Below are 26585 nucleotides of genomic sequence, written 5' to 3' on the forward strand. Positions count from 1 at the left end.
TTTAATCAACATGGCGATCGCCAATGAATAAAAACCGACTCAATCTTATTCACTAATCGGCTTAAGATTTGGGCGGATCGGGAATCGTGATATCGATGGTCTGAACCTTTTCCCCTAAATCTTTTAAATTAGGTTGAAGGACCTTTCCATTCCCGACAATCAGGGTCAGAATTTTATCCGGTTGTAGATACTGATTGGCAACTCGTTGAACATCTGCTGCTGTTGTGGCTTTTATCTGTTTTTGATAATCAAAGATAAAACTGGGGGGATAATCATAGTATTCGTAGGTCATCAATCGAGTCAGGGTTTGACTAGGATTTTCAAATTTAAAGACAAAGGAATTGAGAATAGATTCCTTAGCGTAGGCTAATTCCTCTGGCGTGACTGAAGTGGTACGAATACGCTCAATTTCCTTAAGTAAAGATTGGACAAAAGGAATTGTGGTATCGGTGCGAGTCTGGCCACCGGCGATAAACAGGCCTGGATAATCATAGCCAGCATTCCAAGAACCATAGACGGAATAGGCCAAGCCTTGTTTTGAACGAATATTGTTAAACAATCGGCCACCAAAGCCATTTAAAACCCCATTCATGACACTTAAAGCCGGATAGTCTGGACTATTAAATTTGCCGCCCAGCTGTCCCAACAAAATATTACTTTGGGTTAATTGGGGCTGATCAACTAAAAAAGCTGCCTCGGTTTGTTTTTGATTGGCTGTCGGAACCGGTAAATCAGGTTTAGGTGTATTAACTTGCCAATTGCCAAAATATTGGCTTACTAAAGCCTTCATTGGTTCGAGATCAAAATCTCCGACAATCCCTAAAATGGCGGTATCGGGTCGAATATAGGTCTGATGAAAATTGACGATATCGTTACGGCTAATCGCGTTCAGGGTTGAATATTCAATGGTACGAGCATAGGGACTAGTGGCTCCGTAGATGAGCTTACTAAATTCTCGACTTGCAATATCATCGGGATCATCATTGCGACGGGCGATCGCGCCTTTGAGTTGATTTTTGGCGAGGTCAATTTTATCGACGGTAAAGGCCGGATTTTGAATAACATCGGCAAATAGTTGAAAGACCGTTTCTGTATCCTTACTTAAGGTGTCAAAGCTGGCAGAACCTGAAGAGGTTCCCATACTGGTTTCGATGGCCGCCGCTCGTTGCTCCAATAATTTATTTAACTCATCTGCACTACGAGTAAGGGTTCCTCCCGTCCGCATGGTGGTTCCCGTTATATCGGCTAATCCCACTTTGTTGGCCGGTTCAAGACGCGAACCCGTCCGAAATAGAGCCGTGCCTCGGACTAAGGGTAATTGACGATCTTGCATTAGATACACAACCAAACCATTCTCTAACTGATAGCGAACATACTTAGGAATTTGGATTTCCGGTAGAGGCGGAAATTTGAGATCGGTATAATGCAGTGGAGTGGCAGGAGAAGTAGGAGCAACATCCTTGGCGATCGCTGGGCTATGAATCAGAAGTGTCAAAACCAAGGTTGCACCAACCCAACCCAACCAGACAGAGTGTTTAAATAAGCGTTTAATCATCAGTTTTTAAGTCAATAGTCCCTAAGGCCAATCCGATTCGCCCTAACTATCATATCTTTTCCCTTTCCTACTCAGTTAAACTTCCCCACTTAGGGATTGGGAGATGTGGGTTTTAACTCCGCTGGGGACTTCGTTGATGGTTTTGAGGTCGGTTTAACCTTTGTCGTCACGGAGGGAACGTTGGCCTGGGTTGTCGCGCTTGATATTCCAGACGGTGTAGTGGCTTTGAGATGTTGATAGGCAGTACGAGACATATTTTGGATCAGGATGCGGGCATCATTGTCATTGAAGGGACGTTTAGCCATCACGACCCCAATATAGCGTTTACCATTGGGCATATCGATGATACCGGCATCGCCTAGTACCGTACCAATATCTCCCGTTTTATGAGCAATAATGGCCCCTGGTTCCAGTCCCTGGGGTAACAGAGTGCGAGTTTTAGTTTGCTGCATAATTCCCAAAAGGCGATCGCGGGATTTGAGAGAAAGTAATTCCCCTTGATTTACCTTTAATAGGGCCTGGGAAAGGTCGTGGGGACTGGTGGTATTGGTTCCTTCTAGATCCGGTAGGGCATTATGGATCACAGTATTGCTTAAACCCCATTGCTGAATGCGTTGGTTGACAGCCGCTTTACCCCCTAAACGTTTGATGATCATATTAGTGGCGGTGTTATCGCTAATGGCGATCATTTTGGTAACGGTTTCTAGAGCCGTAAAGCTTTTCTGACCTTGCTGGTACTGCATATCCCCCGAACCGGAGGCAATGACATCTTTCCCTATCGGTAACACTTCATCTAGTTTGATCTTGCCCGCATCCACATCCTGAAAAAAGGCGATCGCGACGGGAATCTTAATGGTACTGGCGGCGGCGATCGGGGTATCTGCATCCAAATTTACATATTTGCCATTGTCTAGATCCACAAAATAGGCTTGGGGAATGATTTTCGGTTTAGCCTTAGCCACTAAAGTCATCAGTTTTTGCTTCAGTGCTGTCATTTCCTCAGTGGTCTGAAATGTTGTTGTTGCCGGTAATGTAGCCGTTGAAGGTAATGAGGCTGAAGAGTGAGAGTTCGCAGAATTGACCACCATTGCCAAAATCGCCTGGGGTTTCAATCCAGTTTGAGAATTATTCACAGAGACAGAAGATTTCCCATCCCCTTTTAACGCAGAAGCCTGGGACGACAAAAAACGGGTCGGAGTAAAAGTCGTTAAAACAGTTCCAGCCGCTACCCCCAGACCCAAACCTAAAATTCCCAGACGCAACGCGTAGAGCATTCCCGATCGCAGCAGACTGGGGGGCTTGCTATTTTTGCGAGGACGAGGAACAGCCGTCGAGAGGACAGGAGTCGCTTCAACCGTTAGAGTTGTCGTCGGTTTATCGAAACTGCTGCTGGGAGATGGAACCAGACTAAGATTACGGCGACCAGAGCGACGGGAATTAGATCTAGACATAGTGGTTGAGGAAAAAAGAAAAATTACGACAAAAGAGGGGGCTTATTCTCAGACAAGGTGGCAAACAAAAGTGGCAAAAAGAAGCCTGGGTGATTGCAGATCGAAATAGATCGGAATCAAGAAAAAATATCTATCTTAAGGAGTAGGCTTCTGACTGAGACTATGGCTGGCGGGTAATTGTTGCCAGAGCCAATCAACCTGTCCTAAGATACCCCGCAAAAGGGCAACTTCTTCTGAAGTCAGTTGAGCGCGTTGATAAAGCCGACGCAGTTTTTCCATTCTGGCATGGGCCGTGTGGGGATAAAGCACGCCAATAGTAAGGAGATTTCTTTCAAGATGTTGATAATAACCTTCTAATTGTTCTGAGGTGGCTAAGTTGAGTCGGTCAACAGGCAAAGTAACTTGCTGGTCAGGTTGGTCTTGAGCTTGAGACAGTTCATAAGCACAAATAGCGACTGACTGAGCCAGATTTAACGAAGTATAGTTAGGATTAGCTGGAATCCCCACGAAACGGTGGGCCTGATTCAATTCATCGTTACTTAAGCCTCGATCTTCACGTCCAAAAATCAGAGCCGTTGTTAAAGAGGGTTGGATCAACCAGGGCAATGCTTGACGAGGCGTTTCTAAGGGAGTTTCCAGGCTACGAGAACGGGCCGTTGTGGCGATCGCTCGATGACATCCCTGTAAGGCGATCGCCAAGGAAGGAACCTGCTGGGCCTGCTCTAACAACTCAACGCCATGAACAGCCATCCGTCGAGCCTCTTCTCCTAGGGGGTCGCATTGGGGAGAAACTAAGACTAATTGACTCAATCCCATGTTCTTCATCACCCGTGCTACGGAGCCAACATTTAACGGCCCGACAGGTTCTACGAGAATAATTTTGATCCCATCCAGTGAAAACATAAAGAAAATTGTAAACAGCAAATTGTTTTAGTTTTGGTTTCGGCCATTGTAGTTTTCCCCGGAAATGACTCAACCAGATTCTCCATTGTATCTATCAACAAAAAAGAACAGGTGCTAAAATTGGAGCCGTGTTTGCCGATAAATCAAAGGAAAAGCCGTGGCGGATAGTTATTCTGAGCCAATCACTGAGGAAATTGAAGAATCGGGAACTACGCCTAAAAAAGGATTTAGTATCCGTCCTTTTATTCGGATGGCGATTCGTAAATCCTGGCTCATTATCCTAATTACCACCATTACGGGGTTAGGAGGATTGACTCTATCCTTTTTTAAGCCAACGACCTATAAAGGTAACTTTTATCTCCTCGTAGAACCGATCACCGCCGCCGCCAAACTTACCGATCCGACCACCCTAACGCGAACAGAAGGCATCCCTCAGCGTCAGGATTTTATGGCCCTAGATTATCCGACGAATCTTGCCTTCCTCCAAAGCCCTGGCATGACCTACCGGATCGCCCAGGATGTTCATAACAAGCTCGCTCACCAAACCGTACCTGCTATCTGGAAAGACCTGAGAGAAAATTTTAAAGTAGAGTGGATTCGTTCTGCTTCAGGGCAGGATGCAACCAAAATTTTTGAAGTTTCTTACCAAGGGGAAAATGCCAAGGAAGTTGAGACAGTTTTACAAGTAGCAGCCAGAACCTTCGTAAAATATAGTGCAGAAGATAGACAAACTAGCATTAAAGCTGGGGTCAAATTTATTGATCGGCAGTTACCCGCCTTACAACAAGGTCTAAATGTTCTCAAACAAAAGCAACAGTTGATTAGAGAACGTTATGAACTCGTTGATCCCGCCACAAAGAATGAGGCATTGTTAGTTCAACTCAATGAACTATCCATACAAAGACTCACCTTAAAACAACAACTTAGCTCTCAAATGGAGCTTTATAGAAGTTTACAAGGAAACTTAAAAATTGATTCTAATCAAGCGATCGCGGCGGCGGTTCTCAATCAGGATCAAGAACGATTAGGCCTGATTAAAAAAGTCCAAGAAGTTGATGCTCAAATTGCGGCGGCGGCAGCCCTGGTGACCCCAGATAACCCCCAAATGGTTAATCTTAAAATACAACGGGAGAATTTTCAAAGACTCTTGACCCAAAGGACTCTAATGCTTTTGGCGAGTATTCGTTCCTCTGTTGCACCAAACTCTCCAATTCTCGATTTTCAAGATCCGACTCGGATTAAATTAACCGAACAGTTAATTGATGCCAAAAACCAAATTAATAGTATTCAAGCCCAGTCCCAGTTATTAGAGACAAAGATTAAGCAAATTGAGAAATTGATCAGCGTACTTCCTGATGTGATCAACCAATTTAACACTATTGCCAGAGATATTCGTTTGACGGAAGAGATCGTTGATAAATTACTCCTACAGAGAGAAAATCTAAAAGTAGAAGCCGCTCAGGAATTACCTTGGCAATTGATTTCTAAACCTCAGATTCCCCTAGATCAGCATGGTAATCCCGTCGGAGAACCCCCTTCACGTCAGAAATTATTGATCGCTGGTGTTGCTGGTGGTTTATTCATCAGTTTGGCAATCATTTTCCTCTGGGAAAAACGCAAAAATATTTTTTACTGTGCTGAGGATATCCAGGATATTTTGGGTATTCCTCTCATTGGCCTTATTCCTAACGTAGTCTCTTCCTCCGCTTCTCTTCAGAAATCGGTTGTCAACTTACCATTACTAGAGGAAACAAAAGAAAAAAACACAGCCTCGTCAGAATTGAACGTTCCAGAGTCCCTCGCTGAAAATAGCACTCAGGCTAATCGAGAAAACGACTTTCTTCTCTTTCTTGATATTTTTGATGAGATTTATTCGGAACTATCCTTTTTCTATCGTCAGCCAGCCCTTCGCTCTTTAGTTATTTCTGCAATTCAGGTGGGAGATGGTCAATCTACGATCGCCCTCAATTTAGCGATCGCCGCTTCCCAACAAAGCAAAAAAGTCCTATTTGTCGATGCCAATTGGCAGAATTCTCCCACCTATCCCTGGCTGAATCTCCAAAATGAAAAAGGATTAAGTAATCTTCTCCAACAAGAAATTAGTTTAGAGTCCGTTCTTCAGGTTTCTCCAGACTACCCTCATTTATTTTTGTTAAGTTCTGGCCCTAAACTAAGAACAAAACATTTATGGTCTAATCACTTCCAATATTGTATGTCTGAATTTCAGGCACACTATGATCTAGTTATCTACGACTTACCGCCCTTCCTTGACAATACGGATATTTATTTTATTTCGACCTATAGTGACGGCTTAATTTTTACAATTGGTGTCAAGAAAACACCCCAAACCCTCGCCAAGGAAGCGGTGAAAAAAGCCCAGGAACTTCGTTTACCCGTTTTAGGTGCTTTTGCTAATTTTTCTTGATGTTCTATCTGAATTAATTTGAATTAGGGCCCGATCAAATCTATTAATCCTTTTGTTTAAGAAAGTTAGCGATCATTTGTTGTTGACTGCTTTCTTCGTAGGGAAGAGTTTGACGAGTATCGGTAATCAACCAATCTAAGGCGGCGGCCTGAACATCGATCGCCGCCCCCGTCTTATCCACACAATAACGGCCAAAAACTAACTTATCGACCAAGCGAACCCCCGGCCCCAAGCGGGAATACTCAAAAATCACACTGTTATCAACCACCGCACCACTGCAAATACAACAACTGGGGCCAATCATGGCAGGCCCGATAATGGTTGCGCCATCTTCAATGCGGGTCATGCCGCCAATATAGACGGGGCCTTCAATGTGAACCTTGTCCCAATTGACCGCCACGTTAATACCCGTATAAATACCTGGCTTAACTTCAATTCCTGGGATAGAGACATTTTTAATCTCTTGGGACAAAACCCCGCGAATGGCTTGCCAATAGTCTGGAACTTTGCCAATATCGACCCATTCAAAATCCATATTGACCGCAAAAAAAGCGGCTCCCTTTTCGACTAAACGAGGAAAGAGATCACCACCGAGATCATATTCCTGATTGGGGGGAATAAAATCAATAATTTCCGGTTCAAAAATATAGATGCCGGTGTTAATCTGAGTACTTAAAGCCTCATCTACCGATGGTTTTTCCTGAAAGGCTTGAATCCGGCCATCCTCATCCGTCACCACCACACCATAACTTGATACCGATTCTCTAGGGACAGACTTGGTGACAATGGTGGCGATCGCCCCTTTTTCCCGATGGTATTGCAACGCGGCTGTCAAATCCAAATCAATCAGAGCATCTCCACAGAGAACGACAAAAGTATCATCAAAAAAAGGATTAAAGTCCTGGATGCGCCGCAATCCTCCAGCCGATCCGATCGCTGCTCCCACTAGGCGACCATCCTCAATCTGGCCTTCAAAGGAATAGGCAATTTGCACACCAAAGCGTTGACCATCACGGAAATAACTTTCGATCTCTTCAGCCAGATGACTTACATTTACCATAATCTGGTCAAAACCATGCTGTCTCAGTAATTCCAGCAAAAACTCCATGACGGGTTTCTGCAAAATGGGAATCATTGGCTTAGGGATAGTATAGGTGATGGGGCGAACACGAGTTCCTTTGCCAGCGGCCAAAATCATGGCTTTCATTAAATATCTTCCTCAACCTCAAGCCTTTAGTTTAATGTACAAAAGTTAGGCTAGATCAAGATCAGTTTACCATCTCGTTTGAATGCTGATAACCTTTTAGTCAGTCTTGCTAGATCAGAATTTCCCTTGATTGGGATGGGGTTTGCATCGGGTGGGGATCGGAGGTTGTCAAGTGTCCTATGCTACTGTAGCGTAGAGTTTGGACGATTGGGACATCAATATACAAAAGACTTTAATAAATGACTGACTTTCTTTTACAAAATAGTTGGTTTATTCCCTTTTATAGCTTAATTGGCTCCTTTTTGACCCTTCCCTGGTCAGTAGGACTGGTTAAACGAACGGGGCCGCGCCCGGCTGCCTATTTCAATATTTTAATGACCCTGGTTTCTGTCTTGCATGGAACGGCTGTGTTTACGGCGATTTGGCAGAAACAGACGATACAGATTGTCTTTCATTGGCTCCAGGTAGCGGATCTGGATCTTTCCTTTTCACTTCAGATTTCGCCGGTGAGTTTAGGAGCCTTGGAAGTCGTCACAGGGATCAGTTTGTTGGCTCAACTTTATGCCCTGGGCTACATGGAAAAGGATTGGTCTTTAGCTCGTTTTTATGGACTTTTGGGGGTTTTTGAGGCGGCTCTGGGAGCGATGGCTTTGAGTGATTCCCTCTTTTTAAGTTACGCGCTCTTAGAAATTCTGACCCTTTCCACCTATCTATTGGTGGGATTTTGGTATGCTCAACCCCTGGTGGTGAGTGCAGCGCGAGATGCCTTTTTAACCAAACGGGTCGGTGACATTATTTTGTTAATGGGGGTTGTGGCTCTCTCTAGTTATGGAGAGGGTTTAACCTTTTCTCAGTTAGATAGCTGGGCCAATTGCTCTCCTATTCCGCCCTTAACGGCAACCCTCTTGGGTCTATCTCTGATTGCCGGGCCAACGGGAAAATGCGCCCAATTTCCCCTTAATCTCTGGCTAGATGAGGCGATGGAAGGGCCTAATCCGGCGGGAATTATGCGGAATTCGATTGTGGTTTCGGCGGGAGCCTACGTTTTAATTAAACTTCAGCCGGTCTTTGCCCTATCACCCCTAGTTTCTAATACCCTTATTGTGCTAGGCACGGTGACGGCTATTATTACTTCCTTGATTGCGATCGCCCAAATTGATATTAAGCGGGCCTTATCTCATTCCACCAGTGCCTATCTAGGTTTGGTGTTTGTGGCGGTGGGTTTGGGCCATGTGGATATTGCTTTTTTAATTCTCTTTACCCATGCGATCGCCAAAGCACTGTTATTTATGAGTGCTGGTTCGATTATTCAGACCACCAGTAATCAAAATATTACGGAAATGGGAGGATTGTGGTCACGGATGCCAGCCACTACCACTGCCTTTGTCGTTGGTTCTGCGGGCATTATTGGGGTGTTGCCCATGGGGATGTTTTGGACTTGGCAACGTTGGTTAAATGGTTCCTGGGACATTAATTGGTGGATATTAATCTTACTCTGTTTTTTAAATCTACTCTCGGCTCTCAATTTGACGCGGGTATTTCGCTTAGTCTTTTTAGGGCCATCCCAGAGTAAAACTAGACGTGCTCCCGAAGTTCCCTGGCCGATGGCGGTTCCGATGGTGACGTTAACGTTGGCAACCTTAATTGCTCCTTTGGCTCCGATTCGCTGGCCCCTTTGGCTTTCTCCCACCATGCCGCTAATGAATCAGGATAGTTGGCTCAGTCAGTGGGGAATGGTTGTGGTTTTTGTCGCCGGTTTAATCGGTTTTGGCATTGGTAGCACTATTAAATTAGATCGGGCATTGTCTCGTTCTATGCAATTATCGGTGCGCTTTTGCCAAGATTTATTTTCCTATGACTTTTATCTTGACCGTATTTATGCCGTAACGGTGGTAGCGGCGGTCGCGAGTATTTCCCGTTTAGCAGATTGGTTTGATCGCTATGTCATTGATGGAGCGGTCAATTTGATCAGTTTAGCGACCATTTTCAGTGGTAGTGCCTTGAAATATAATGCTTCCGGCCAATCTCAATTTTATTTATTAACTATTCTGATGGGAGTCAGTTTGTTATTTTGGGTTGTATTAAGTGGTCAGTGGTCATTGCTGAGGGAGTTTTGGTCATCATGGATGTAGTTAACTTTTGTGCTAATTTTGCTAACAATTATTTGCCTTTTAATGCGTTCTATTAATTAACTAATTTACGAATGTTTATGATCCTAAGTTTGCTGGTTTGGATTCCTATTCTCGGAGCAATTATCCTTGCTTTTTTCCCCAAAGAAGGCACTGCTAACCAATGGCGATCGCTGTCTTTAGTGATTGCGGGGCTAATTTTGGTTTTGAATGTGGTTTTAGGGCTGCAATTTGAGGTCAATAATCCCCAGATGCAGTTTGTGGAATCTTTTTCCTGGATTAGCGGTATTGGTCTGAGTTATCACTTAGGGGTGGACGGACTTTCTTTTCCTCTGCTTTGTTTAAATAGTTTATTAACGTTGATTGCTATTTATAGCACTAATGTTGATACCTTAATTCGTCCCCGTTTCTACTTTTCCTTGCTCTTACTATTAAGTGGTGGGGTGGCTGGAGCCTTTTTAGCCCAGGATCTGCTCCTCTTCTTTTTGTTCTACGAATTAGAAATTATTCCTCTCTATTTTCTGATTGCCATTTGGGGCGGCGATCGACGCGGCTATGCGGCCATGAAGTTTTTACTTTATACGGCGGTCTCTGGCTTTTTAGTCCTGGTCAGTTTTCTGGGCTGGGTCTGGTTAACCCATTCTCTCAATTTCGACTATGATCCCCTGCGATCGCAAACCTTGCCCGTTAATTTGCAACTGTTACTGTTAATTCCCTTGCTGTTGGGATTAGCGATTAAAATCCCTATTTTTCCTTTTCACACCTGGCTGCCTGATGCCCACGTAGAAGCTTCGACACCCGTTTCTGTTCTTTTGGCAGGCGTTTTATTAAAGTTGGGAACCTACGGACTTTTGCGCTTTGGAGTCGGTTTATATTTGGATGCCTGGGTGAGTATTGCTCCCTGGTTAGCGACCCTGGCTGCCATTAGTGCCTTGTATGGGGCCTCCTGTGCGATCGCCCAAAAAGATATGAAAAAAGTCGTGGCCTATTCTTCCATTGCTCACATGGCCTATGTGTTACTGGCGGCGGCGGCAACCACTCGTTTAAGTATTACGGCGGCGACAGCTCAGATGGTCAGTCATGGATTAATTTCGGCGATGTTATTTCTTTTGGTGGGCGTGGTTTATCGTAAAACGGGCAGTCGGGATGTGGATTATCTACGGGGCTTGTTAACACCCCAACGAGGTTTACCAGTTGTGGGCAGTTTAATGATTTTAGGGGTCATGGCCAGTTCAGGAATTCCTGGATTAGCAGGCTTTATCGCTGAATTTTTGGTTTTTAGGGGCAGTTTCCCCATTTTTCCCGTACAAACCCTATTTTGTTTAATTGGTAGTGGTTTAACGGCTGTTTATTTTCTCTTAATGGTTAACAGGGTCTTTTTCGGACGTTTAACACCTGAATTAGCAAAATTACCTAAAGTTTTATGGCGAGAACGTTTTCCAGCCATGATCCTTGCCCTACTTATTTTTGTTTTAGGTATTCAGCCCCATTGGTTAACCCTGTGGAGTGAACCTCAAGCTGCCGTACTATTAACAGGTCAAAGTGAGGCTGTGGCTGAAACTTTACCGTTGATCGAAAAGATCAACAGTTAAGGTAAGGGTTTGGTTGCCAAATCCCTAGAGCTTTAAGATTAGCTGTTCTCTTTCCTGATCTAATTGCCTCTCGTAGTATTTTGAAAGGAGCTAATACTGAATAACGTTCGCAATTACGGATCAAAGGGAGCTTGCATTAATCAAGAATGTTAAAATTTGAGTGGGATAAGCTTAAAAATCAAGAAAATTAAAGAAAGCATAATCTTAGTTTTGAGGAAGCTAAAACGATTTTCAATGATCCCTACGCAATCACAATCAATGATCCTCTCCATTCTCAAAGAGAAGCTCGATTGATTGATCTAGGAATGTCGATTAATAATCGTCTATTAACAGTTACTTATACAGAACGTCAAGACGTTATCCGAATAATTAGTTGCCGTAAAGCCACCTTAACAGAGAGAAAACTTTATGAACAATCCTAACTCCTCCTTAAACCTTGATAGTGATGAAATGCTACCCGAATATGACTTTAGTGTAGGAACACGTGGAAAACATTATCAAGCCTACCGTCAAGGTCATTCAGTTACGATTTACCAAGAAGATGGAACAACGATTGTCCAAGATTATCCTGCTATAGAAGAAGCTATAATTCTGTTAGACCCTGAATGTTAAACCCTATTTTCCCGATTCCCAAGCTGTTAATCATGCTCTCCGTACCCTTATTAATCTGGTGCGATCGCCGACTCCTTTGTGATTTTTACTATGGGTGAGTAACTTTCGTATAAAATAAAATTGCTTAGAACGACAGACTTTCACCATGAAAACTCGAAACAGTAACAGTTACAATCATTAATCAATATTAATTATCAACTATGATTAAAAGTTCTTTAGAAGTATCAAAACATCCCCTGGCTAACTATATTTATCAACTGGAAGCCGGTCAAGCCTTACTGAATGACTCTCCTCATAATGTGACAGAAGTGGTTGGTATTCTCAAAAGCTATGGTGTTGTTTTAGATGCCTACTCCCGTAATTTAATTTATATTGCCGAAAACCAGTTTTTAGTGTTATTTCCTTTTTTTAAATATTTTAATGGCAAAATTAATTTTCAAAATTTAATCAAACATTGGTTCCACGATCGCATTAACTTCGAGTATGCTGAATATTGCATGAAAACGATGTTATGGCATGGCGGCGGCGGTTTAGATAATTACTTAGACGGAGCCGAATTTAAACAGAATATTGAAGCAATCATTCAGGCTAAAATTAAAACCAATCCTTTCATTTTAACCCTCCACAAAATTTTTCCAGAGTTTTTACCAGAACAAATACGCATGATGGCCTACTATTCGGGATTAGGTCAGTTTTGGCGAGTCATGGCCGATATGTTTCTAAGCCTATCGGATCGGTATGATTGCGGTGAAATCACAACCATTCCCCAGGTCGTTCAGCATATTCAAGATGCTTTAGTTGCAGATGCCCAAAAGCCAATTATTTATCAGGTGCAAATTCGGGAAAAAATCTATGATGTCTTACCGTCCTCGGCGGGTTTAACCTTTTTAGTGGATACGGCTATTCCTTACGTAGAGGCTGTTTTTTTCCGAGGAACGCCCTTTCCTGGTACGGTTTCCTACAATGCCCAAGCCTATCAAATTCCCTACGATCAGGCAACTTTTACCTACGGAGCTTTATATGCTGATCCCTTACCGATTGGCGGAGCCGGAATTCCTCCCACGTTACTAATGCAGGATATGCGTCACTTTTTACCCGATTATTTACATCAAATTTATCGCCAAAGTTTTCGCCAGGAAGAAGATTTGTTAGTGCAAATTTGTGAGAGTTTTCAAAAATCGATGTTTTGCGTCACATCGGCAGCCATTCGAGGTTTAGCCCCCCATCCCTTAGATACCCAAAATAGTGAGGAAAAGCAGGCTAATCGTCTCTATCTAGAACAATGGCTAAGTCGTTTTACCACCTCTCGTATTCAAGCAGCCAATGATGGCTAACTCCGAAAGAGGCGAGTATATTGGCTTTCGTGACCCATCGAGGCTAAACCTAAACCCCAACTACAGGTCTGCAATTGCTGATCGGATAGTTGCAGGATTTCTGCCGTTATTTGCAACAGGAAGGGGTGAAGATTCCAGATGATTTTTTGGCCAGTGGTCTGTCCCAACGGCACTAAACGAACTCCAGCACTGATTAAATTGCTAACCCAACTGGATAAATAACCCAGGATGGCTAAAGAAACATCAATGTGACAATGGGCCGCTGCTAGTCCAAAGGCGATCGCATAATTACAGGGTGTTGATACCTGGGCAAAATCGGAATCCAGTTCAGGGATTAAATCCAATAACAGTTTGCGTATGGATTGACCCATTTGCCAACTTTGCTGTCTCAGTTCTAGGCTTTCCCGACTGGCCGATAAATAATCATTCCAGCGATTTAACAATGGCCAATCTTGATCGAGACTGGCCTGGTAGGCCCGTAGCGCGATCGCCGCTTCCACACGAATAGAGCCAAATTGAAGTTCTTGCCGCAGCCAATGGTCTAGGGTATTTTGATCCCGAATGATCTGATGTTCAATTAACCATTCCAACCCTTCCGAATAACTATAGGCTCCGACAGGTAAGGCGGGACTGATTAACTGCCAGAGAGCGAGAAGGGAAACAGAATTACTTGCCCCTTGACAAAGACCTGGCTTTGCTTGAAAAGATAAAGACATCTTTATTCCAACCAGTTAAATTAAAATACTCCCCATGAATTCTATACGGATTGGTAATGGTTATGATATTCACCGTCTGGTGGCAGGACGGGATTTGATTTTGGGCGGAGTTAAGATTGCTCATCATCTCGGTTTGTTGGGCCATAGTGATGCTGATGTGCTGACCCATGCCATTATGGACGCTCTCTTAGGAGCCTTAAGTTTAGGAGATATTGGACATTATTTTCCGCCAACCGATCCCCAATGGGCTGGAGCCGATAGTCTAAAACTGTTAGCTCAGGTAAATCAGCTTGTGCAAGACCAAGGATGGCAGATCGGCAATCTCGATACGGTCATTGTCGCAGAACAACCTAAATTAAAACCCCATCTCCCAGCCATGCGAGAGAAACTCAGTCAGGTTTTAAGCCTAGAACCTGATCAGATTGGTATTAAAGCGACCACCAATGAAAACCTAGGCCCAGTAGGGCGTGAAGAAGGAATTGCGGCCTATAGTGTGGTGTTGCTCGTCAAATAACTTTTCCCTCGGCTGTAATGTCCCCAAGAAAAACCCCTGGTCGTCTTTCCGTGTTTCGACACCAGGGGCTTTTTGTTTACTCCTCACACACTGCTCTAATATACCGCAAGGTGTAGAAATCCGCATCTATTAAGGGTGACGCTTTTCCGTTTGTCCAATATTGGCTTGTTTTGTCATGAAAACTTGATATTTGCGGTTTGACCACTGAGCGTGATCGCTCCGGCTAACACCGAACCCAGTTTATGTCATGAAATCATGATATTAGATCCCCTAAGATCCTTAATAATTCGTTGAAAGGCTTGAAATTAGCGGATATAACCCTTGACGTTAAGGGGTAAGAGAATGTTACATAAGGTTAAGCAAATGATCCCCGCCCTCGGCGATCGCGCAACTCCAAAAAAAAGGAAAGTTAATAAGACAGTTACTTCATTCAACCCTTGGGTTTGTTTAACCTGTCTTCTGTACTACTAGGAGTTCTAAATGATTGGAGAGTTTATCTCATGACCCAGGAACGTCCACTTCTCGAAGAAATGACGCTGCGACAATTGCGGCGGGTTGCTAGTGAATACAATATTTCACGATATAGCCGGATGCGTAAATCCCAATTACTGGCTTCTATCGAACAAGCAATTCAAGAAAACAATCAAAACAAAACCTTTTTAACGAATACTAATCACTCTCAGGAGGAAAAAGCTGTGGAAGCATCAAAATTTGAATTGGGCCAGGATGACAAATTTGGCGGTCCTTTCACTTCTGTTGATGAAAATTTAGGCGATTTTCCAGGCGGCTACGGCGAAAGCAGGATTGTGTTGATGCCTCGTGACCCTCAATGGGCCTATGCCTACTGGGATATTCCCAATGAACAGAAAAATGCTTTACGTAGTCAGGGTGGCCAGCAATTAGCCCTACGTCTCTATGATGTCACCGATGTTAATCTCAACTATCAAAGTCCCCATAGCGTTCAGGAATATCTCTGTGACGAGTTAGCACGAGAATGGTATTTGCCGATCCCGGTCAGCGATCGCGACTATGCCGTTGATATTGGTTATCGCACCTTTGATGGTCGTTGGTTGGTGTTAGCTCGTTCCATTCCCGTTCGTATTCCGCCTGTCTATCCCTCTGATTGGGTAGAAGATGTGTTTATCACAGTTAACTGGGATGAAGAACTGAAAGGAAGAACCCTCTATAACTTAGTTCCCCCCAGTAAGCGGGCAGTGGGTGTCGGTAATGCGATTCACGATCAAGTTTATGATCTGGCTCAATCTGCTGAAGCCCAACGGATGGCAGGTTCACTCTATGGCTCCATGCAACAAGTGCCCGGCTCCATCCAACACGTAGCTGGTTCAGTTCAACACGTAGCGGGTTCCATCCAACAGGTCGCTGGCTCCATCCAACACGTAGCCGGTTCAGTTCAACAAGTTCCTAGTTATATGCAGCACGTAGCCGGTTCAGTTCAACCGATTCCCAGTTGGATGCAGCACGTAGCCGGTTCAGTCCAACACGTAGCCGGTTCTATTCAGCACGAACAAGCTCTTAGCTCCTACATTTTCCCCTCTGGTGTCGGGATGTGGGCTGCCCCCAATGTATCGGGTCTAAATATGTCAGGGATCGGCTTAACGGCTTCTGGTGCAGGCTTTATGGCTTCTGAAGCTCCCATTCGTCCTCGTCAGTTCTGGTTAGTCGCCGATGCAGAACTCATTGTTTATGGTGCAACAGAACCTGATGCCACTGTGACGATCGGTGGTCGTCCCATTAAACTCAATCCCGATGGCACTTTCCGCTTCCAAATGTCCTTCCAAGATGGCTTAATTGACTATCCGATTATGGCAGTAGCAGCTGATGGTGAACAGACTCGTTCCATTCACATGAAGTTTAACCGTGAAACGCCTTCCCGTCGTACCAATACCAAGGAAGAGGCGGTTTTAGAATGGCCTGTTTAGAAAAAGTACGCTGAAAAATGTACTTACAAAGATTGCCAACCCAGTTTCCCTGATAGTTTTTGTCAGGGGATTTTTTTTGTAATTTTTTTATAGAATTTTTAGCATTTATGGCAATTTTCATGGTGGTGAGGTACATTTTGAGGGTTCAAACCTTGAACCCCTACCAACCCCTTCCGTAGAGGGTTCAAACCTTGAACGGGTGCGACCTTTAGTTGATAAAAGCTGTTGTAATCAGGGTTCTACAGGGAACCCATATTGATCAAGTTTTGCCCAAAATTGACTCCATCGTTCCTTGGTCAATACCAAAGCTCGTAGGCTCAAAATAATTCCTGCTCCTTTTTCCTTCCATCGCATCCCTGAACAACATAATCGTTGTTTGACCAACGTCTTACAAGCTGCTTCCGTAACACCTGAACCAATCGGATACTTTTTCTCTAAGTATTCAGCATAATCCATTTGATGCTGATGATTCTCGTAATAAGTAATCGCCGCTTGTAGTTTCTCGGTAAGATTCTTAGAATGACTTTTTTCTTCTTTGACTTCTTTCATCAGATTTAGCAGTTCTCCTGCTTTTCCTTTTTCATGCTTGAGTTCTCGACAATTTTCAGTCAACCATTCTTTTTGTTTTGACACGGTATTCGGATGCAACGCTTCTGCCAAGGCACCTAAGTAACCAGAGGCATGATAGAAATCTAATATCTGTTCTTCCGTTTGCTTTTCTAAAAACTTCCAATTTGATTCTGCCCCGTCTGCTATCCCGACCAATGTTGCCTCTGGATAACGGTTTTTCGCTCGCTCAATTTCTCTTTCTAATCTTTCTAGAAAACTCTTTTTTCCATACTCTGGTGCCGCACCTAGATAGATTGTAGGTTGACGTTCGCCTTCACTATCGTATAGGGAAACGGTTCCCACCATTGCTTCACGGTAGCCATCCTCACACATCAGCATACAGGTTCCATCTAATCCTATTCCCACTGTTGCAATTTGGCTATCCTCCTTGGGCGGGGCATAACTCCACGCTTCTTCTTTTGCCTGTACCACACTTCCTACTGCTTCACTCAATCTTTGGATATAGGATAGCGCTACTTTTCTACCATGATTTTCTAATAAATCATTTTTCACCTCTTTGCCTGCCATCCCTGACATTTTTGAGGATACCTGTTTTGCCAATAATGGCGTTGATGTTATGATTATCCTTGCTTCTCTTTCTAAGGGGCAATACGTTTTTCCTCAAAGGTGAACGCTGATATACATGACGATTCACTATAACCTCACCATAAGGTGTTTGATATTCTTTCGGTTGCTCTCCCTTACTCTTCCAGATTTCTTCACCGATTTTTAAGGGTGAACCATCTGTATCTAAATATTTCAAGGCTTCTTTGCTGGCGATGCAACCTACTTCGTTTAAGCCTTTTTGAATATTTATTTCTGTATCCAACATTGAACGACTGAGTTCTAATGTTAGTTCTATTTTTATCTTTGAACCCTCTACATTAATTAGTTTTGCTGTCATCATTGTTTCCTCTTTGTCACTTTTCATCCCATGTTAACACTTTTCTTTTCCTTCATCAACTAAAGGTCACACCCCCTTGAACCCCTACCAACCCCTTCCGTAGTAAGGCTTACGCCCAAATCCTAACTATAGCGTTTTGCGATTTAGTGAGCCCTCTATAAATTTTGCTAACAAGGAGCTTAAGCCTCTTGCCTGTACCTCGTCTTTCTAAAAATTGCTATAGTCCATATCTGGCAAAATATTGATCTGGAAAAAATGAATGGTTTTATCTGGAGTATTTTTTTAGGGGTTTGGTTAAGCCGATCGCTTTTTCTGACAGAATTTTCTCCTCGGTTATTCAGCACATTGCCTGATCTTCTCACTCAGATTTCTGCTCAAACCAGCTTTGAGGATCGGTTGATCGAAGGGATGGATCGCGGAATGCAAGGAGATTATGGAGGGGCGATCACTATTTTTTCTCGTCTGATTCGTGAATATCCCCATGCTGCTGAGGCCTACTACAATCGAGGTCTGGCTAAACAGAAATTGGGCGATCAAAAAGGCGCGATCGCGGACTATAACCGAGCGATTAAACTCGACCAGAAACTAACAGAGGCTTATCAAGCCAGAGGCCTACTCAAACAAGAACAGAACAAATTTACGGAAGCATTGCAGGATTTACAACAAGCAGCAAAACTCTATCAAGCTCAAAATAATACAACCAGTTATGAGGCTCTACAACCTAAAATTCAGGAATTACTTATCCTGAAGAAACAAGAAAAATGACTTGGGTGTGACCTTTAGTTGATGAAGGAAAAGAAAAGTGTTAACATGGGATGAAAAGTGACAAAGAGGAAACAATGATGACAGCAAAACTAATTAATGTAGAGGGTTCAAAGATAAAAATAGAACTAACATTAGAACTCAGTCGTTCAATGTTGGATACAGAAATAAATATTCAAAAAGGCTTAAACGAAGTAGGTTGCATCGCCAGCAAAGAAGCCTTGAAATATTTAGATACAGATGGTTCACCCTTAAAAATCGGTGAAGAAATCTGGAAGAGTAAGGGAGAGCAACCGAAAGAATATCAAACACCTTATGGTGAGGTTATAGTGAATCGTCATGTATATCAGCGTTCACCTTTGAGGAAAAACGTATTGCCCCTTAGAAAGAGAAGCAAGGATAATCATAACATCAACGCCATTATTGGCAAAACAGGTATCCTCAAAAATGTCAGGGATGGCAGGCAAAGAGGTGAAAAATGATTTATTAGAAAATCATGGTAGAAAAGTAGCGCTATCCTATATCCAAAGATTGAGTGAAGCAGTAGGAAGTGTGGTACAGGCAAAAGAAGAAGCGTGGAGTTATGCCCCGCCCAAGGAGGATAGCCAAATTGCAACAGTGGGAATAGGATTAGATGGAACCTGTATGCTGATGTGTGAGGATGGCTACCGTGAAGCAATGGTGGGAACCGTTTCCCTATACGATAGTGAAGGCGAACGTCAACCTACAATCTATCTAGGTGCGGCACCAGAGTATGGAAAAAAGAGTTTTCTAGAAAGATTAGAAAGAGAAATTGAGCGAGCGAAAAACCGTTATCCAGAGGCAACATTGGTCGGGATAGCAGACGGGGCAGAATCAAATTGGAAGTTTTTAGAAAAGCAAACGGAAGAACAGATATTAGATTTCTATCATGCCTCTGGTTACTTAGGTGCCTTGGCAGAAGCGTTGCATCCTAATACCGTGTCAAAACAAAAAGAATGGTTGACTGAAAATTGTCGAGAACTCAAGCATGAAAAAGGAAAAGCAGGAGAACTGCTAAATCTGATGAAAGAAGTCAAAGAAGAAAAAAGTCATTCTAAGAATCTTACCGAGAAACTACAAGCGGCGATTACTTATTACGAGAATCATCAGCATCAAATGGATTATGCTGAATACTTAGAGAAAAAGTATCCGATTGGTTCAGGTGTTACGGAAGCAGCTTGTAAGACGTTGGTCAAACAACGATTATGTTGTTCAGGGATGCGATGGAAGGAAAAAGGAGCAGGAATTATTTTGAGCCTACGAGCTTTGGTATTGACGAAGGAACGATGGAGTCAATTTTGGGCAAAACTTGATCAATATGGGTTCCCTGTAGAACCCTGATTACAACAGCTTTTATCAACTAAAGGTCGCACCCTCTTCGATTGTCCATCGTCTTCGATATAAATCACAGACCTCTTCGGCGGACAGTTGTTCGGGAGACAACACATTTGTTAAATACTGATACCAGATTGTTCCCCATAATACTGAGACTAATCTCACCGGATGCTTGCAAGGATTAGAACGGTAATTTCCCATAATGATAATCTCATCTCTGTAATGACTACCTTGAGACAATACTTGTTTGGTTTTGTAAGATGTACCCGCTCTAAATCTGGTTAGAAAAAACTTTTTAGCTTCTGTTAACAAATCAAACCACACAAAGCTAAAAAATCCCATATCTACGAGAATTAAACCATTTTCTGGTAATTTAGCTGCCAATTCTTCACACCATATTTTATCATTTGATTTATCATTTTCTGTGTACCATAAAGTAACGGGTCTTTGGGTAAAGGCTTCCACTACCATCATTATTTTACCCCCCAATTTACTCTTTTCTTCTTTACTTATTTTCATATTTTTCCTTATCTGCTCTAGCGTTTAGCCATCTGCTATCCACACTGCACTAAACTTTTCTCTTATTTTTTCCCATTTTTCTCCTACTTGGAGCTTCTTCCCTTTTTCGGCTGCTTTTTCTAACACTTCTTTTAGTAATATTGCAAATATTTCGGCTGGCACATTCATCATTCTTTTTGATACTGCCTGTTTGCTTACTTTTAATGATGCTACCCATAGCAATCCCTCTTCCTCTAACAGTCTTACCGCTTCACTTATACCCGCTATTTGACGATACACTATACTTAACACTAATGCCACCATTACTGGTAAATTTAACACCCTATCTCTCATCATCTTCTCATGAGTTCCCTGTAAATATTTTAATGGTGTAAACATTGTGGGTTCTAGTAATTCAAACAACTCTTTTGTTATTTCAGGGATTTCTACCCCTGGCTGATTTGTCTTACGACGTAAGTCTGGGTTTCCTTTTCTCCGAGGATGTTGTCTTGCCATTTGTTTTTTGCTCACTTTTTTATATACTAACCTTTTTTTCAGCCTACTCTTACTTCTGCCTGCTTTTAGGCTAATCTTTTGTGAGTAGGCATTTTGGCTTAAGTTGACACCAATGGAGACGGATACGAGCCTCAGCCGTCGTGAATTGCCAATCTACCGACTTTTGGAAATGATTGCGCTGAGTGTACCAAGCCGTTGTTTCTTGCTCTAAAGTTTCCCGATCTGGAATTCGACGAGCTAGGCATTGCCGAGTCATTGCGGACAGCTCGTTTTCAGCAATATTAAGCCAACTGCCATTAGGGCGAACGCATCTTAAATTTTCTCCCCGTAAAACCTGAAGAAGATAATCTTCGTCCCAACCAGCACGCAGTCGCTTACCCTATAATACCGAGTTTTAGTTTCTTCTCCGTATGTGAGCAAGTTCAGAGCAGGGCAAACGCATCTAAATTCTAGACTCCTTATCTGATAAGACTTTCAGCGTTTCATAAAAAATCAATCATGATCTCGGAAACCCTTATCCAGCCTACTGGTCTGTCAATTTTCTATTTGTGGATAAAGACGCTTGAGACGGATACGAGCCTCAGCCGTCGTGAATTGCCAATCTACCGACTTTTGGGAATGATTGCGCTGAGTGTACCAAGCCGTTGTTTCTTGCTCTAAAGTTTCCCGATCTGGAATTCGACGAGCTAGGCATTGCCGAGTCATTGCGGACAGCTCGTTTTCAGCAATATTAAGCCAACTGCCATGTTTTGGGGTATGGTGAATTTCCAACCGTTCGACTATACTGAACACGGTCACAAGTTGCGAATTTTAAAAATAAGAGATAATATAGTAAAAATAGAAAAAGTAGTCAAGAGGCTGAGAAATGATTAAGTTAGAATTTACGGAAGAAGACAAAAGACTGTTGTCTTACGGTCGGTTTAATCACCCGCATCCTAGAGTACAGCTAAAGATGGAAGTTTTATGGTTAAAAAGTCAGGGATTATCTCATCAAAAAATTGCTCAATTCGCAGGAGTTTCAGTAAATACGGTGACAAGCTATATCCGTGATTATCAAGAGGGCGGGATAGAAAAACTAAAAGAAATAAAATTTAATCGCCCGAAAAGCGAGTTAACAGAGCATCAAGGGAAAATTGAGGCATATTTTGAGTCAAATCCACCAGCAAGAATAAATGAAGCAGTAAAAAGAATAGAAGAATTAACGGGAATAAAAAGAAGTCCAACGCAAGTCAGAAAATTTTTAAAGTCAATAGGAATGAGGTTTCTAAAGGTGGGAACATTTGCATCAAAAGCAGATGTAGAAGCTCAGGATAGCTATAGAGAAAAAGAACTAGAACCAAGGCTAGAAGAGGCAAAAGCAGGAAAAAGGGCAGTTTTCTTTGTAGATGCCTCTCATTTTGTAATGGGAGCATTTGTAAATTTTATATGGTGCTTCAAGAGGATTTTTATTAAGTCACGATCAGGGAGAAAACGTTTTAATGTGTTAGGAGCATTAAATGCAATTACCCATGAAGTAATTATGGTAACGAACAGTTCTTATATTACGGGAACTCAGGTTTGTGAACTCCTAGAAAAGATAGCAGAATTAGGACTATTAATACCGATTACGTTGGTATTAGACAATGCTCGTTATCAAAAATGCCGAATTGTGCAGGAGTTGGCAGAATCATTAGGAATAGAGTTACTGTACTTACCTCCTTATTCTCCTAACTTGAATTTAATTGAAAGACTGTGGAAGTTTGTGAAAAAGAAGTGTTTATACGCAAAATATTATGAAGATTTTACGCAGTTTTCTGCAGCAATTTCAGGATGTCTTGAAGATGCTAACGTAAAATATAAGGAGGAGCTTGATTCTTTGCTCACCTTACGATTTCAACGCTTTGATAAATCTCAGATTATGAACGTTTGAAGTATAGACGACGAGCCGTGGAAGGCTCAAATGCTTCATATAGTGAGGCAAGTTTGTGAGTATTTAGCTGATCACATACTAAAATGACTTTGTCGTTATCAGCATAGTCGTTATCGAGTAAATTCTTAATTTCTGTTGCCCAGTCAACCGATGTTCTACGTTCACTGACAACTGTCTTTCGCCACCCAGACAAGGGTTCTGTAAACATAAAGATATTGGCTGTTCCATTGCGTTCATATTCGTAATCATGCGCCTCTGGCTGTCCAGGTTTGGCTGGTAGAGGAAGGCGGGTTTCTTTGACCAATTGTATAGGTTGCTCATCCATGCAAATCACTGGACAATTGGGGTCATAGGGTCGGTGATAAATTTCTAGAACATCTTCCATGTTAGACACAAATTCGGCACTCTTTTCTGGTGGAATCACGTACATCTGTCGCAGATGAGGTTTTAGTTCGTTTTTTTTAACACTTGACGCACGGTTTCGTGACTAATTGCTGGCACAATTTCTAACTCGACCGCCTTGTCGGCTAGTAACCTCAATGTCCAACGGGCTTGACCAGCAGGCGGTTCTCCACAACGTAAGGCGATTAGTTTTGCTTCTACCTCTCCATCAATAATCGGTTGACGAGGCGGCGTTTTGCGGGGCTTGCGGCTTAATGCTGACTCCACACCTTCATTGACCAATCGCTCCCTGAGATTGGCGACTGTGTTACGGTGACAACTAAAGGCGGCGGCAGCTTCCTCATCCGTCCATCCTTGTCCATTCACATCAATGTTTAACAGAATATTGGCGTGCTTAATTTTGTAAGCCGCTCCTTTGCCGATGGATACCAAATCTTTTAGGGTCTGACGTTCTTCTTGACTTAATCGGACAATATAGGTCTTGAGCATGGTTACTTAGGGCTTGCTGAAAAAAGCTGAAACCTTTACGGAGAAAAATAGTAGGCGAATTAAGAACCGCTAGAATGCACGAAAATAGGGTAGAATGCCTCAAAACCATTGCATTAAGAAGAGAGAAAGCAGATGTACCGAAAGCAACAGTACTCAATTGAAACACCAGAAAACTTGAAAAATCTGTTCGGCGGGCAGTTAGACGAAGAAAATCGTTGGATAGAAATGTCAAAAATGATTCCCTGGGAAGAATATGAGGAAGAATATGCAAAAAACTTCATAGAAAAAAAAGGAGCCCCAGCCAAGTCATTTAGAATGGCATTAGGAGCATAATTATCAAAGAAATTTCAGGAAAAAGTGACAGAGAAACAGTAGAACAAATAAAAGAGAACCCTTATTTACAGTACTTTATAGGAATGGAAAGCTATAGTAGCAAAGAAGCATTTAATGCGTCAATGATGGTTCATTTTCGTAAAAAAATAGGAATGGAATTAATAAATAAAATTAATAAAGAAATAGAAAAAAAGCGACGGGTGTAGCGTCAGAAAAAAAAGAAAATGAAGGAAAGTTATTGTTAGATGCGACTTGTACACCAGCAGATATAAAATATCCAACGGATATAGGAATATTGAATGATGCCAGAGAAAAAACAGAAAAAATAATAGATAAGCTGTATGAAGAAATAAAAGAGAAAAGGAAAGAAAAGCCGAGGACTTATAGGGAAGTGGCAAGAAAAGAGTACTTAGCCATAGCAAAAAAACGTCGTGTGTCAAAAAAAGAAAGAAGAAAAGGAACAAAAAAACAACTAGGATATATAAAAAGAAACTTGTCTCATATAGAAAAAATGATAGAAGAGGGAGCAAAGTTAGAAAAACTAACGAAAAAAGAGCAAGAAGAGCTTGTAACGATAGGAAAAGTGTATGAGCAACAGTTAGAAATGTATGAAAAAAAGACAAATAAAGTAGAAAACAGAATTGTGAGTGTAAGCCAACCTCACGTGCGTCCAATAGTGCGTGGAAAAGCGGGAAAAGCAGTAGAGTTTGGAGCTAAAATATCGGCAAGTAATGTGAATGGCTTTGTCTTCTTAGACAAATTAAGTTGGGATAATTAGGGCTTGCTGAAAAAGTCAAAAAACGAAAGAAATGTGGGTTAGGGAAGTATGGACTGAAAAAGCATAGATAACTTATCCTTATGGAAACAAATCAAAATACAGATTTTGTTTAATCTATTGTTCCTTTCTGTCTAAAAAGGTCAACACAAATCACTCCTCACAAAAGAGAGGAAAATTAACACCATTTTTCACAAGAAAAACGACTCTACAACTTTTTACTTTTTGTCTTCTGAAGTAGAGTAGAAAGATGCATTACCAAAAAGTTCATCGCAATTACCGTTTCCGAGGTCTCAGGTAGTTTGGCCATCACTCGACCAAGACTAAATTTCCTCTTTCCCTGTCCGAATTTACCCTCAATGGCATTACGCACTCTTTCATCTGAGCGTGCCTCTTTCTTTTTTTCTTTGCTCACCTCTTTCGGCGGTCTTCCCAATCGGGGACCACTCATTCTTATATCCCTTTCTTTACAATAAGCTCGATTCGCTTTTGTTCGATAGATTTTATCCACATGAACCGATTCCGGATAACATCCTGTTTCCCTTTTATATTCTTCTATTCGCGCTTGTAAATCTCCCGATTCGTTGTAATTATCCCAACTTAATTTGTCTAAGAAGACAAAGCCATTCACATTACTTGCCGATATTTTAGCTCCAAACTCTACTGCTTTTCCCGCTTTTCCACGCACTATTGGACGCACGTGAGGTTGGCTTACACTCACAATTCTGTTTTCTACTTTATTTGTCTTTTTTTCATACATTTCTAACTGTTGCTCATACACTTTTCCTATCGTTACAAGCTCTTCTTGCTCTTTTTTCGTTAGTTTTTCTAACTTTGCTCCCTCTTCTATCATTTTTTCTATATGAGACAAGTTTCTTTTTATATATCCTAGTTGTTTTTTTGTTCCTTTTCTTCTTTCTTTTTTTGACACACGACGTTTTTTTGCTATGGCTAAGTACTCTTTTCTTGCCACTTCCCTATAAGTCCTCGGCTTTTCTTTCCTTTTCTCTTTTATTTCTTCATATCGCTTATCTATTATTTTTTCTGTTTTTTCTCTGGCATCATTCAATATTCCTATATCCGTTGGATATTTTATATCTGCTGGTGTACAAGTCGCATCTAACAATAACTTTCCTTCATTTTCTTTTTTTTCTGACGCTACACCCGTCGCTTTTTTTCTATTTCTTTATTAATTTTATTTATTAATTCCATTCCTATTTTTTTACGAAAATGAACCATCATTGACGCATTAAATGCTTCTTTGCTACTATAGCTTTCCATTCCTATAAAGTACTGTAAATAAGGGTTCTCTTTTATTTGTTCTACTGTTTCTCTGTCACTTTTTCCTGAAATTTCTTTGATAATTAATGCTCCTAATGCCATTCTAAATGATTTGGCTGGGGCTCCTTTTTTTTCTGTGAAGTTTTTTGCATATTCTTCCTCATATTCTTCCCAGGGAATCATTTTTGACATTTCTATCCAACGATTTTCTTCGTCTAACTGCCCGCCGAACAGATTTTTCAAGTTTTCTGGTGTTTCAATTGAGTACTGTTGCTTTCGGTACATCTGCTTTCTCTCTTCTTAATGCAATGGTTTTGAGGCATTCTACCCTATTTTCGTGCATTCTAGCGGTTCTTAATTCGCCTACTATTTT

The 26585-nt window shown here is 42.0% G+C and carries 19 protein-coding genes and 6 pseudogenes; 12 read left to right on the forward strand and 13 right to left on the reverse strand.

Annotated elements, in window-relative coordinates; all coding sequences use genetic code 11:
* Positions 1-61: 61 nt before the first annotated feature.
* The 3 genes from KA717_30535 to KA717_30545 form a co-directional block, all read right to left on the reverse strand.
* On the reverse strand, positions 62-1495 hold the full coding sequence (locus KA717_30535; GenBank protein ID UXE59984.1) for an insulinase family protein: 1434 nt from the start codon (positions 1493-1495) through the stop codon (positions 62-64).
* Positions 1496-1644: 149 nt separating this feature from the next.
* On the reverse strand, positions 1645-3006 hold the full coding sequence (locus tag KA717_30540; protein UXE59985.1) for a class A beta-lactamase-related serine hydrolase: 1362 nt from the start codon (positions 3004-3006) through the stop codon (positions 1645-1647).
* Between the two features lie 135 nt (positions 3007-3141).
* Complete coding sequence (locus KA717_30545) at positions 3142-3909, reverse strand: RNA methyltransferase (GenBank protein ID UXE59986.1); 768 nt, start codon at positions 3907-3909, stop codon at positions 3142-3144.
* A gap of 157 nt (positions 3910-4066) precedes the next feature.
* On the opposite strand from KA717_30545, the gene KA717_30550 reads away from it, so the two are divergent.
* A complete protein-coding gene (locus KA717_30550) occupies positions 4067-6334 on the forward strand; it encodes an AAA family ATPase (protein UXE59987.1) in 2268 nt (755 codons plus the stop codon).
* Positions 6335-6377: 43 nt separating this feature from the next.
* On the opposite strand, the gene KA717_30555 is transcribed toward KA717_30550, so the two are convergent.
* Complete coding sequence (locus tag KA717_30555) at positions 6378-7541, reverse strand: NDP-sugar synthase (protein ID UXE59988.1); 1164 nt, start codon at positions 7539-7541, stop codon at positions 6378-6380.
* A 239-nt stretch (positions 7542-7780) separates the two neighbouring features.
* Between KA717_30555 and KA717_30560 the strand changes: the two genes are divergently transcribed.
* The 5 genes from KA717_30560 (at position 7781) to KA717_30580 (ending at position 13208) form a co-directional block, all read left to right on the forward strand.
* Positions 7781-9673, forward strand: a complete 1893-nt coding sequence (locus KA717_30560) for an NAD(P)H-quinone oxidoreductase subunit F (GenBank protein ID UXE59989.1) — start codon at positions 7781-7783, stop codon at positions 9671-9673.
* An 80-nt stretch (positions 9674-9753) separates the two neighbouring features.
* Complete coding sequence (locus KA717_30565; GenBank protein ID UXE64820.1) at positions 9754-11262, forward strand: NADH-quinone oxidoreductase subunit M; 1509 nt, start codon at positions 9754-9756, stop codon at positions 11260-11262.
* Between the two features lie 254 nt (positions 11263-11516).
* Positions 11517-11684 (forward strand): BrnT family toxin, encoded by a 168-nt coding sequence (locus tag KA717_30570; GenBank protein UXE64821.1) that lies wholly within the window; start codon positions 11517-11519, stop codon positions 11682-11684.
* The gene (locus tag KA717_30575) at positions 11671-11874 is read left to right on the forward strand and encodes a hypothetical protein (protein ID UXE59990.1); all 204 of its coding nucleotides are present in this window, start codon (positions 11671-11673) and stop codon (positions 11872-11874) included. Before KA717_30570 ends, KA717_30575 begins: the two co-directional genes overlap by 14 nt.
* A gap of 200 nt (positions 11875-12074) precedes the next feature.
* Positions 12075-13208, forward strand: coding sequence for a CO2 hydration protein (locus KA717_30580; GenBank protein ID UXE59991.1), 1134 nt, complete (start codon positions 12075-12077; stop codon positions 13206-13208).
* Here the strand turns inward: KA717_30580 and KA717_30585 are convergent.
* Complete coding sequence (locus KA717_30585) at positions 13205-13924, reverse strand: urease accessory protein UreF (protein ID UXE59992.1); 720 nt, start codon at positions 13922-13924, stop codon at positions 13205-13207. The genes KA717_30580 and KA717_30585 overlap by 4 nt on opposite strands.
* Positions 13925-13958: 34 nt before the next feature.
* Between KA717_30585 and ispF the strand changes: the two genes are divergently transcribed.
* Both ispF and KA717_30595 read left to right on the forward strand, forming a co-directional pair.
* Positions 13959-14438: a 2-C-methyl-D-erythritol 2,4-cyclodiphosphate synthase gene (ispF, locus tag KA717_30590; GenBank protein ID UXE59993.1), complete on the forward strand. Its 480-nt coding sequence runs from the start codon at positions 13959-13961 to the stop codon at positions 14436-14438.
* A gap of 500 nt (positions 14439-14938) precedes the next feature.
* Positions 14939-16378 carry a DUF4912 domain-containing protein gene (locus tag KA717_30595; GenBank protein ID UXE59994.1) on the forward strand — a complete coding sequence of 480 codons (1440 nt, stop codon included), beginning with the start codon at positions 14939-14941 and terminating at the stop codon, positions 16376-16378.
* A gap of 231 nt (positions 16379-16609) precedes the next feature.
* On the opposite strand, the pseudogene KA717_30600 reads toward KA717_30595, so the two are convergent.
* Positions 16610-17891: pseudogene (locus KA717_30600) on the reverse strand (ISKra4 family transposase).
* Positions 17892-18146: 255 nt separating this feature from the next.
* Between KA717_30600 and KA717_30605 the strand changes: the two are divergent.
* Together KA717_30605 and KA717_30610 are read left to right on the forward strand one after the other, a co-directional pair.
* The gene (locus KA717_30605; GenBank protein UXE59995.1) at positions 18147-18656 is read left to right on the forward strand and encodes a tetratricopeptide repeat protein; all 510 of its coding nucleotides are present in this window, start codon (positions 18147-18149) and stop codon (positions 18654-18656) included.
* 77 nt (positions 18657-18733) lie between these two features.
* A pseudogene (locus KA717_30610) lies at positions 18734-20015 on the forward strand (ISKra4 family transposase).
* A 15-nt stretch (positions 20016-20030) separates the two neighbouring features.
* Here the strand turns inward: KA717_30610 and KA717_30615 are convergent.
* From KA717_30615 to KA717_30630, 4 genes and pseudogenes are all read right to left on the reverse strand, one after another.
* A complete protein-coding gene (locus KA717_30615) occupies positions 20031-20528 on the reverse strand; it encodes a transposase (GenBank protein ID UXE59996.1) in 498 nt (165 codons plus the stop codon).
* A 24-nt stretch (positions 20529-20552) separates the two neighbouring features.
* A complete protein-coding gene (locus KA717_30620; GenBank protein UXE59997.1) occupies positions 20553-21038 on the reverse strand; it encodes a hypothetical protein in 486 nt (161 codons plus the stop codon).
* A gap of 55 nt (positions 21039-21093) precedes the next feature.
* A pseudogene (locus KA717_30625) lies at positions 21094-21321 on the reverse strand (IS630 family transposase).
* A gap of 236 nt (positions 21322-21557) precedes the next feature.
* Positions 21558-21806, reverse strand: a pseudogene (locus KA717_30630) (transposase).
* Positions 21807-21888: 82 nt separating this feature from the next.
* On the opposite strand from KA717_30630, the gene KA717_30635 reads away from it, so the two are divergent.
* A complete protein-coding gene (locus tag KA717_30635; GenBank protein ID UXE59998.1) occupies positions 21889-22932 on the forward strand; it encodes an IS630 family transposase in 1044 nt (347 codons plus the stop codon).
* Here the strand turns inward: KA717_30635 and KA717_30640 are convergent.
* Entirely contained in the window at positions 22919-23362 is a 444-nt protein-coding gene (locus KA717_30640; protein UXE59999.1) for a transposase, read from the reverse strand. The two genes, KA717_30635 and KA717_30640, sit on opposite strands and share 14 nt — an antisense overlap.
* 17 nt (positions 23363-23379) lie before the next feature.
* Positions 23380-23823, reverse strand: coding sequence for a helix-turn-helix domain-containing protein (locus KA717_30645; protein UXE60000.1), 444 nt, complete (start codon positions 23821-23823; stop codon positions 23380-23382).
* A gap of 132 nt (positions 23824-23955) precedes the next feature.
* Between KA717_30645 and KA717_30650 the strand changes: the two are divergent.
* A pseudogene (locus KA717_30650) lies at positions 23956-24931 on the forward strand (IS5 family transposase).
* A gap of 229 nt (positions 24932-25160) precedes the next feature.
* Here KA717_30650 and KA717_30655 read toward each other — a convergent pair.
* A pseudogene (locus KA717_30655) lies at positions 25161-26497 on the reverse strand (IS5 family transposase).
* Positions 26498-26585 lie beyond the last annotated feature (88 nt).

Origin of the sequence: Woronichinia naegeliana WA131 (assembly GCA_025370055.1) — a bacterium.
Classification (GTDB): Bacteria; Cyanobacteriota; Cyanobacteriia; order Cyanobacteriales; family Microcystaceae; genus Woronichinia; species Woronichinia naegeliana.

Bases quoted from the DNA above. Each gene is read 5' to 3' on its own strand.
- KA717_30540 (UXE59985.1), bottom strand. From the start codon at position 3,006: ATGTCTAGATCTAATTCCCGTCGCTCTGGTCGCCGTAATCTTAGTCTG.
- KA717_30545 (UXE59986.1), bottom strand. From the start codon at position 3,909: ATGTTTTCACTGGATGGGATCAAAATTATTCTCGTAGAACCTGTCGGG.
- KA717_30555 (UXE59988.1), bottom strand. From the start codon at position 7,541: ATGAAAGCCATGATTTTGGCCGCTGGCAAAGGAACTCGTGTTCGCCCC.
- KA717_30560 (UXE59989.1), top strand. From the start codon at position 7,781: ATGACTGACTTTCTTTTACAAAATAGTTGGTTTATTCCCTTTTATAGC.
- KA717_30575 (UXE59990.1), top strand. From the start codon at position 11,671: ATGAACAATCCTAACTCCTCCTTAAACCTTGATAGTGATGAAATGCTA.
- KA717_30580 (UXE59991.1), top strand. From the start codon at position 12,075: ATGATTAAAAGTTCTTTAGAAGTATCAAAACATCCCCTGGCTAACTAT.
- KA717_30585 (UXE59992.1), bottom strand. From the start codon at position 13,924: ATGTCTTTATCTTTTCAAGCAAAGCCAGGTCTTTGTCAAGGGGCAAGT.
- ispF (UXE59993.1), top strand. From the start codon at position 13,959: ATGAATTCTATACGGATTGGTAATGGTTATGATATTCACCGTCTGGTG.
- KA717_30595 (UXE59994.1), top strand. From the start codon at position 14,939: ATGACCCAGGAACGTCCACTTCTCGAAGAAATGACGCTGCGACAATTG.
- KA717_30605 (UXE59995.1), top strand. From the start codon at position 18,147: ATGAATGGTTTTATCTGGAGTATTTTTTTAGGGGTTTGGTTAAGCCGA.
- KA717_30615 (UXE59996.1), bottom strand. From the start codon at position 20,528: ATGAAAATAAGTAAAGAAGAAAAGAGTAAATTGGGGGGTAAAATAATG.
- KA717_30635 (UXE59998.1), top strand. From the start codon at position 21,889: ATGATTAAGTTAGAATTTACGGAAGAAGACAAAAGACTGTTGTCTTAC.
- KA717_30640 (UXE59999.1), bottom strand. From the start codon at position 23,362: ATGTACGTGATTCCACCAGAAAAGAGTGCCGAATTTGTGTCTAACATG.
- KA717_30645 (UXE60000.1), bottom strand. From the start codon at position 23,823: ATGCTCAAGACCTATATTGTCCGATTAAGTCAAGAAGAACGTCAGACC.